Annotated in this window: 6 protein-coding genes and 1 pseudogene; 1 reads left to right on the top strand and 6 read right to left on the bottom strand. The window is 71.1% G+C overall.

Translation table 11 applies throughout. The annotated features are described in order from the left end of the window. From AB0M20_RS23900 to AB0M20_RS23875, 6 genes and pseudogenes are all read right to left on the bottom strand, one after another. A pseudogene (locus tag AB0M20_RS23900) lies at nucleotides 1-250 on the bottom strand (MFS transporter); the annotation flags it as partial. A 5-nt stretch (nucleotides 251-255) separates the two neighbouring features. Further along, a complete protein-coding gene (locus tag AB0M20_RS23895; RefSeq protein ID WP_364301633.1) occupies nucleotides 256-1,350 on the bottom strand; it encodes a DegT/DnrJ/EryC1/StrS family aminotransferase in 1,095 nt (364 codons plus the stop codon). 8 nt (nucleotides 1,351-1,358) lie between these two features. Then, the gene (locus tag AB0M20_RS23890) at nucleotides 1,359-2,012 is read right to left on the bottom strand and encodes an acetyltransferase (RefSeq protein WP_364301631.1); all 654 of its coding nucleotides are present in this window, start codon (nucleotides 2,010-2,012) and stop codon (nucleotides 1,359-1,361) included. Continuing rightward, nucleotides 2,009-3,139 (bottom strand): DegT/DnrJ/EryC1/StrS family aminotransferase, encoded by a 1,131-nt coding sequence (locus AB0M20_RS23885; protein WP_364301629.1) that lies wholly within the window; start codon nucleotides 3,137-3,139, stop codon nucleotides 2,009-2,011. The genes AB0M20_RS23890 and AB0M20_RS23885 overlap by 4 nt, the downstream gene beginning before the upstream one ends. Then, the gene (locus tag AB0M20_RS23880) at nucleotides 3,136-4,101 is read right to left on the bottom strand and encodes an NAD-dependent epimerase/dehydratase family protein (RefSeq protein WP_364301627.1); all 966 of its coding nucleotides are present in this window, start codon (nucleotides 4,099-4,101) and stop codon (nucleotides 3,136-3,138) included. The genes AB0M20_RS23885 and AB0M20_RS23880 overlap by 4 nt, the downstream gene beginning before the upstream one ends. After that, the gene (locus AB0M20_RS23875) at nucleotides 4,098-5,153 is read right to left on the bottom strand and encodes a Gfo/Idh/MocA family oxidoreductase (protein WP_364301625.1); all 1,056 of its coding nucleotides are present in this window, start codon (nucleotides 5,151-5,153) and stop codon (nucleotides 4,098-4,100) included. Before AB0M20_RS23875 ends, AB0M20_RS23880 begins: the two co-directional genes overlap by 4 nt. Nucleotides 5,154-5,400: 247 nt before the next feature. On the opposite strand from AB0M20_RS23875, the gene AB0M20_RS23870 reads away from it, so the two are divergent. Continuing rightward, a partial coding sequence (locus AB0M20_RS23870) for a DapH/DapD/GlmU-related protein (RefSeq protein ID WP_364301623.1) occupies nucleotides 5,401-5,689 on the top strand: 289 nt, incomplete at its 3' end.

Here is a 5,689-nt window from a genome sequence, read left to right as displayed (position 1 = left end):
CGTAGCCGCCGGCGATCCGCACGAACGCGCTGACCCCCTGGTACATGCCGTCCAGGAAGCCGTACGCGACCGGGCTGAGCCCGACCGCGACGGTGAGATACAGCGGCAGGACCGACGACACCATCTCCGAGGAGACGTCCGTCAGCAGGCTGACGACACCGAGCAGGACGACGGTCGACGAGACGCGCTTGACGACGCCGGACGCCGGTTTCTCGTCGGCGCCGGGCCGGTCCCGCAGCGAGACGTACATGACCGTCAGGCCGCCAGCGCGCCGGCGAGCACCTCGGCGACCCGCGCCTGCTGGTCCGGCGTGATCTGCGGGTAGATGGGCAGCGACAGGATCTCCGGCGCGGTCGCCTCGGCGTTCGGGAACGAACCGCCCAGGCTCGCGAACGCGCCGGTCCGGTGCACCGGGATCGGGTAGTGGATCGCCGCGCCGATGCCGGCCTCGTTGAGCTTCGCCAGCACCTCGTCGCGGCGCTGGACGCGCACGCAGTAGATGTGCCACACGTGCTCGTTGCCCTCGAGGGTCTCGGGCAGCACCACGTCGAGGTCGGCGAGCAGCTCGTGGTATCGGGCGGCGGCGGCGCGGCGGCGGGCGTTCCAGCCGTCGAGCCGGGCCAGCTTGGCGCGCAGCACGACCGCCTGCAGGCCGTCGAGGCGGCTGTTCACGCCGACCAGGTCGTGCGTGTACTTCTTCAGGCCGCCGTGGCTGCCGAGCGTGCGGACCGTGGTCGCCAGCTCCTCGGAGGCGGTGACCACCGCACCCGCGTCACCGTAGGCGCCGAGGTTCTTGCCCGGGTAGAAGCTGGTCGCGGCGATGCCGTCGGTGCCACCGGTGCGGCCGTGCCGGGTCGCGCCCTGCGACTGCGCGGCGTCCTCGACGATGGCGACGTCCCGCCCGGCGAGGCCCGCCCGCAGCTGCTCGACCGGCGCGAGCTGGCCGTAGAGGTGCACCGGCGCGATCGCGCGGGTCCTCGGCGTGACGGCCGCGAGCGCGGCCTCGACGTCGATCAGATAGGTACGCGGGTCGCAGTCGACCAGCACCACCCGGGCGCCGGCGCGGGCCACCGCCTCGGCCGTCGCGATGAACGTGTTCGCCGGCAGGATCACCTCGCTGCCCGGGCCGACGCCGACGGCGCGCAGGGCCAGCTCGAGAGCGTCGGTGCCGTTGGCCACGCCGACGCAGTGCGGGAGGCCGTTGAACGCGGCGTACTCCTGCTCGAACGCGGCCACCTCGGCGCCGCCGATGAAGGCCGTCTCGGCGAGGATGCGCTTGAATCCGGTCTCGACCTCATCGGCCACCTCCGCGTGAGCGGCGGCCAGGTCGACGAGCGGGATGCGGGACATGTGGGTCCTTACCTTTTCAGGGACGCCGTGAGTTCGGCGTCGCGGAGCTTGCGGGCCGGGGTGCCGGCCCAGATCTCGTCGGACGGGACGTCGCGCAGGACGATCGAGCCCATGCCGACCAGCGACCAGGCGCCGACGGTGGTGCCCTCGCGGATCAGGGCGCCGGCGCCCACGTACGCGCCCTGCTCGAGGACCGCGCCCCCACCCAGCCGCACGCCGGACGCAATCGTCACGTAGTCCTCGACCACACAGTCATGGGTGAGCACCGCCTGCGGCATGACCGCCACGTGCGAGCCGACGGTGACGTCAGCGGTGAGCACCGCGCCGGCCAGCAGCACGGTGCCCGGGCCGACGACACTGCCGGCGCCGACGCTCGCGGCCGGATGCACGACCGTGGCGTACCGCGACTCGGGCAGGCCGAGGCGCTCGACGATGTGCTTGCGCGCGAGATAGTTGCGCGGATTCCCCACGCACACCACGATCTTGGCGTTCGGCAGGTCGCGAGCCATGTCGACCGGGCCGAGGACCTTGTGGCCGGACCGCGTGGTGCCGTGCAGGGCCGGGTCGTCGTCGAGGAGACCCAGCACCCGCCACGGGTGGATCGCGGCCGCGGCCGTCTCGCGGGCGAAGCCGCCCGCGCCGACGATGACCAAATCCCTCACCGGCTCGCCAGACCGCGCAGCACGCCGACGATGTGGTCCTGATCTTCCTCGGTCAGCGCGTGGTGCAGCGGCAGGATCAGCGACTCGCGGGTGATCCGCTCGGTGACCGTCAGATCCTGGAACGAGACGCCGGCGTAGGCCGGCTCCAGGTGCGCCGCCATGATCCCGCGCCGGGCCGACACTCCCACCGCGGCCAGCTCGGACAGCACCTCGTCGCGGCCCACCGGGAAGCCGTCGAGCAACACCCAGAACGACTGGTAGTTGGTCTGCCCGTAGGCCGGGTCGCGGACCGGCACCAGGCCGTCGATGCCGGCCAGCAGCTCCTGGTAGCGGGCGGCCAGCGAGCGGCGCTGCTCGACCAGACCGGCCAGCCGGCCGAGCTGCACGAGCCCGACCGCCGCCTGGATGTCGGTCATCCGGTAGTTGTACGCGGTCTCCAGATAGGCCTCGAGCACCGGTTGCGCACTGGCGTGCCGGTCGGCCGCGGAGACGTTCATGCCGTGCTCGCGGAGCCGCCGCAGCCGGGTCGCTGCATCGGCGTTGTCCACAGTGACCATTCCGCCCTCGCCCGTGGTGATGAGCTTGCGCGGGTGGAACGACCACGCGGCAATCGCGGCGCCGGCACCGGCCGGTTGCCCGTACGCCGTGGAACCGGCCGCACAGGCGGCGTCCTCCACCAGGCCGACACCCCAGCCGTCGGCGGCCTTGCGCAACGCCGCCGTGTCGAACGGGACGCCGCCCTGGTGCACCGCGATGATCGCCCGGGTGTTGCCGGTGCGGACCGCGTCGATCGTCTCGACCGTCAGGTTGCCGGTGGCCAGGTCGACGTCGGCGAAGACCGGGGTCGCACCGACGTAGCGGACCGCGTTGGCGGTGGCGATGAAGGACAGCGAGGGCACGATGACCTCGTCGCCCGGGCCGATGTCCTGCAGCACGAGGGCCAGGTGCAGGCCCGTGGTGCAGGAGCTGACGGCCACGCCGTACCCGGCGCCCACGGTCGCGGCGAACTCCTGCTCGAAGCGGGCGACCCGCGGGCCCTGGGCGACCCAGCCGGAGCGGACGGCCTCGGCCGCGGCCAGGGCCTCCTCCTCGCCCAGCTGGGGAATCATGACCGGGATCTTCTTCATTTCGACCCTCGCCACCACTCGACGAGGCCCTCAAGGCCCTCGCGCAGGCCGATCTCGGCCCGGAAGCCGAGCTTGTCCGCGGCGGCGCTCGTGCTGGCCAGCCGCCGGGTGACGCCGTTGACCGCGCGGGCCGGGCCGTGCTCCGGGGCGAGGTCGGACTTCATCGCGTCGCTGAGCGCCTGGGCCAGCTCCTTGAGGCTGGTCTCGACGCCGCTCGCGATGTTGAACACGTCGTCGGTGACGTCGGCGCGCGCGGCGAGGATGTTGGCGCGGGCGATGTCGGCGACGTGGATGAAGTCCATCGTCTGCAGGCCGTCGCCCAGGATCAGCGGCGGCGTGCCTGACTCGATGCGCTCCATCCAGCGGATCAGCACCTCGGTGTAGAGGCCGTAGATGTCCATCCGCGGGCCGTACACGTTGAAGTAGCGCAGGGCCACATAGTCCAAACCGGACATGCTGTGGAAGCTGCGCAGCGTGGCCTCGTTGAAGGCCTTGGCTGCGCCGTAGAACGTGTCGTTGTTGTACGAGTGGTGCCGCTCGGTGGTCGGGAACTCCTCGGCCAGGCCGTACACCGAGGCGGACGACGACGCGATGACCTTCTTGACGCCCTCGGCGGCCGCGGCCTCGACGACGTTGAACGTGCCGTCGACGAGCACCTCGTTGGCCAGCCGCGGCTCCTCCGCGCACTGGGTGATGCGGATCGCGGCCAGGTGGAACACCAGGTCCTGGCCGGCGGTCAGCTCACGGACCAGCTTCTGGTCGCGGATGTCGCCCTCGACCAGGCGCACCTTGCCGTTCGCCAGCGCCCAGGCCAGGTTCTCCTTGCGGCCGCGCACGAAGTTGTCGAGGACGACGACCTCGTCGGCGCCGCCGCGGACCAGCTCGTCGACGACGTGCGAGCCGATCGTGCCCGCCCCGCCGGTGACCAGTGAACGACTGCCCTGAATCTCGATGCCCGTCACGCCATGTGCCCTTCGTCGAGCTTGATGGTGGTGCCGCCCTCGGCGAGGCTGCGGGAGGCGGCCTGCAGGATCTCCAGGACGCGCAGGCCGGCGCGGCCGTCGGTCAGCGCGGGTTCGCCGGTGGTGATGGCCCGCGCGTACTCCTCGACCATCGTCCGCAGCGCCTCGCGCTCGTTGAGCGCCGGGGCGACCATGTCGCCGGACCGGTAGGAGATGAGCATGTCGCGACGCTGCTCGTCGCCGATCTCGTCGGACGTGGCCACGTCGACGCCACGGTTGTAGATCGAGACGCGCTGGCTCGGGTTGAGGTCGTCCCACACCAGCGTCTTCTTCGACCCGCCGAAGATGGCCGTGCGGATCTTCACCGGCGACAGCCAGTTGACGTGAATGTGCGCGATCGCGCCGGTGTTGAGCTCCAGCGTCAGATACGCGACGCAGGCCCGGCCGGCGCCGATGCCGTCGGCGCCGTGCGCGGCCACCGAGATCGGGTGCACCCCCTCGGGGAGCACGAAGTCGAGGATCGACAGGTCGTGCGGCGCGAGGTCCCAGACCACGTCGATGTCGCGCTGCACCAGGCCGAGGTTGATGCGTACGGAGTCGAGGAAGTGCAGCTCGCCCAGCTCACCGGCGTGCAGCAGCTCCCGGATGCGCAGCACGGCCGGGGTGTAGCAGTACGTGTGGTCGCACATCAGCGTCAGACCGCGGCGGTCCGCCTCCTCGACCAGCTGCAGGCCCTCGTCGAAGGTGGCGGCGAGCGGCTTCTCGACGAGCACGTGCTTGCCGGCCCGGAGCGCCTTCATCGCGATCGGCAGGTGCGTGCCGGCCGGGGTGGCGATGGCGACGGCCTGGACCTCGGGGTCGGCGAGGACCGCGTCGAGGTCCGCCGAGACCTGCACGGTCGAATACGGACCGAGAACCTTCTGGGCCCGCTCGACATCGAGGTCGCAGAGCCAGCGCAGCCGGAAGGACGACGTGGCCTGGAAGTTGCGGACGAGGTTCGGGCCCCAGTAGCCGGCACCGACTACGGCGACTCCGATCGGCGTTTGTGTCACAGACTTCCGTTTCGTTCATGAAGCCGCGGCTTCGTCGGTGTTCGGGCAGGCGCAGGCGCACCCGTCGACGGGAAGCTATCCATGGGGTCATTCCCGCCGGAAGAGTGCAGACGGAAAAGCGTCGGAGCCGGGAGGGCAAGTCGATACGTTCGGTCGTCGCGAGCGATGTTCGGGTATCGGGGGTCCAACTGTCGGCCACCCGGGAAGCCGATATCGGCCGAGTCGATGCGGCACTACCGTTTCGCCAATGACTTCATCTTCACGGGACGGCGTGACCGTCGCGCCGACCGCCGATGTCGACGCGTCCGCCGAGATCGGTCTCGGCACCCGGATCTGGCATCTCGCCCAGATCCGCGAGGGCGCCGCCCTCGGCCGCAACTGCACCATCGGGCGCGGTGCGTATGTGGGGCCTGAGGTGGTTCTGGGCGATAACTGCAAACTGCAGAATCACGCCCTGGTGTACGAGCCCGCCCGTCTCGGCGACGGCGTCTTCATCGGGCCGGCGGCGGTGCTGACCAACGACGAGTACCCGCGGG

It is taken from the genome of Actinoplanes sp. NPDC051633, from assembly GCF_040681735.1.
Classification (GTDB): domain Bacteria; phylum Actinomycetota; class Actinomycetes; order Mycobacteriales; family Micromonosporaceae; genus Actinoplanes.
Note: the sequence above shows the minus strand (reverse complement) of the source record. Positions and strands in the feature narration are given on the sequence as shown.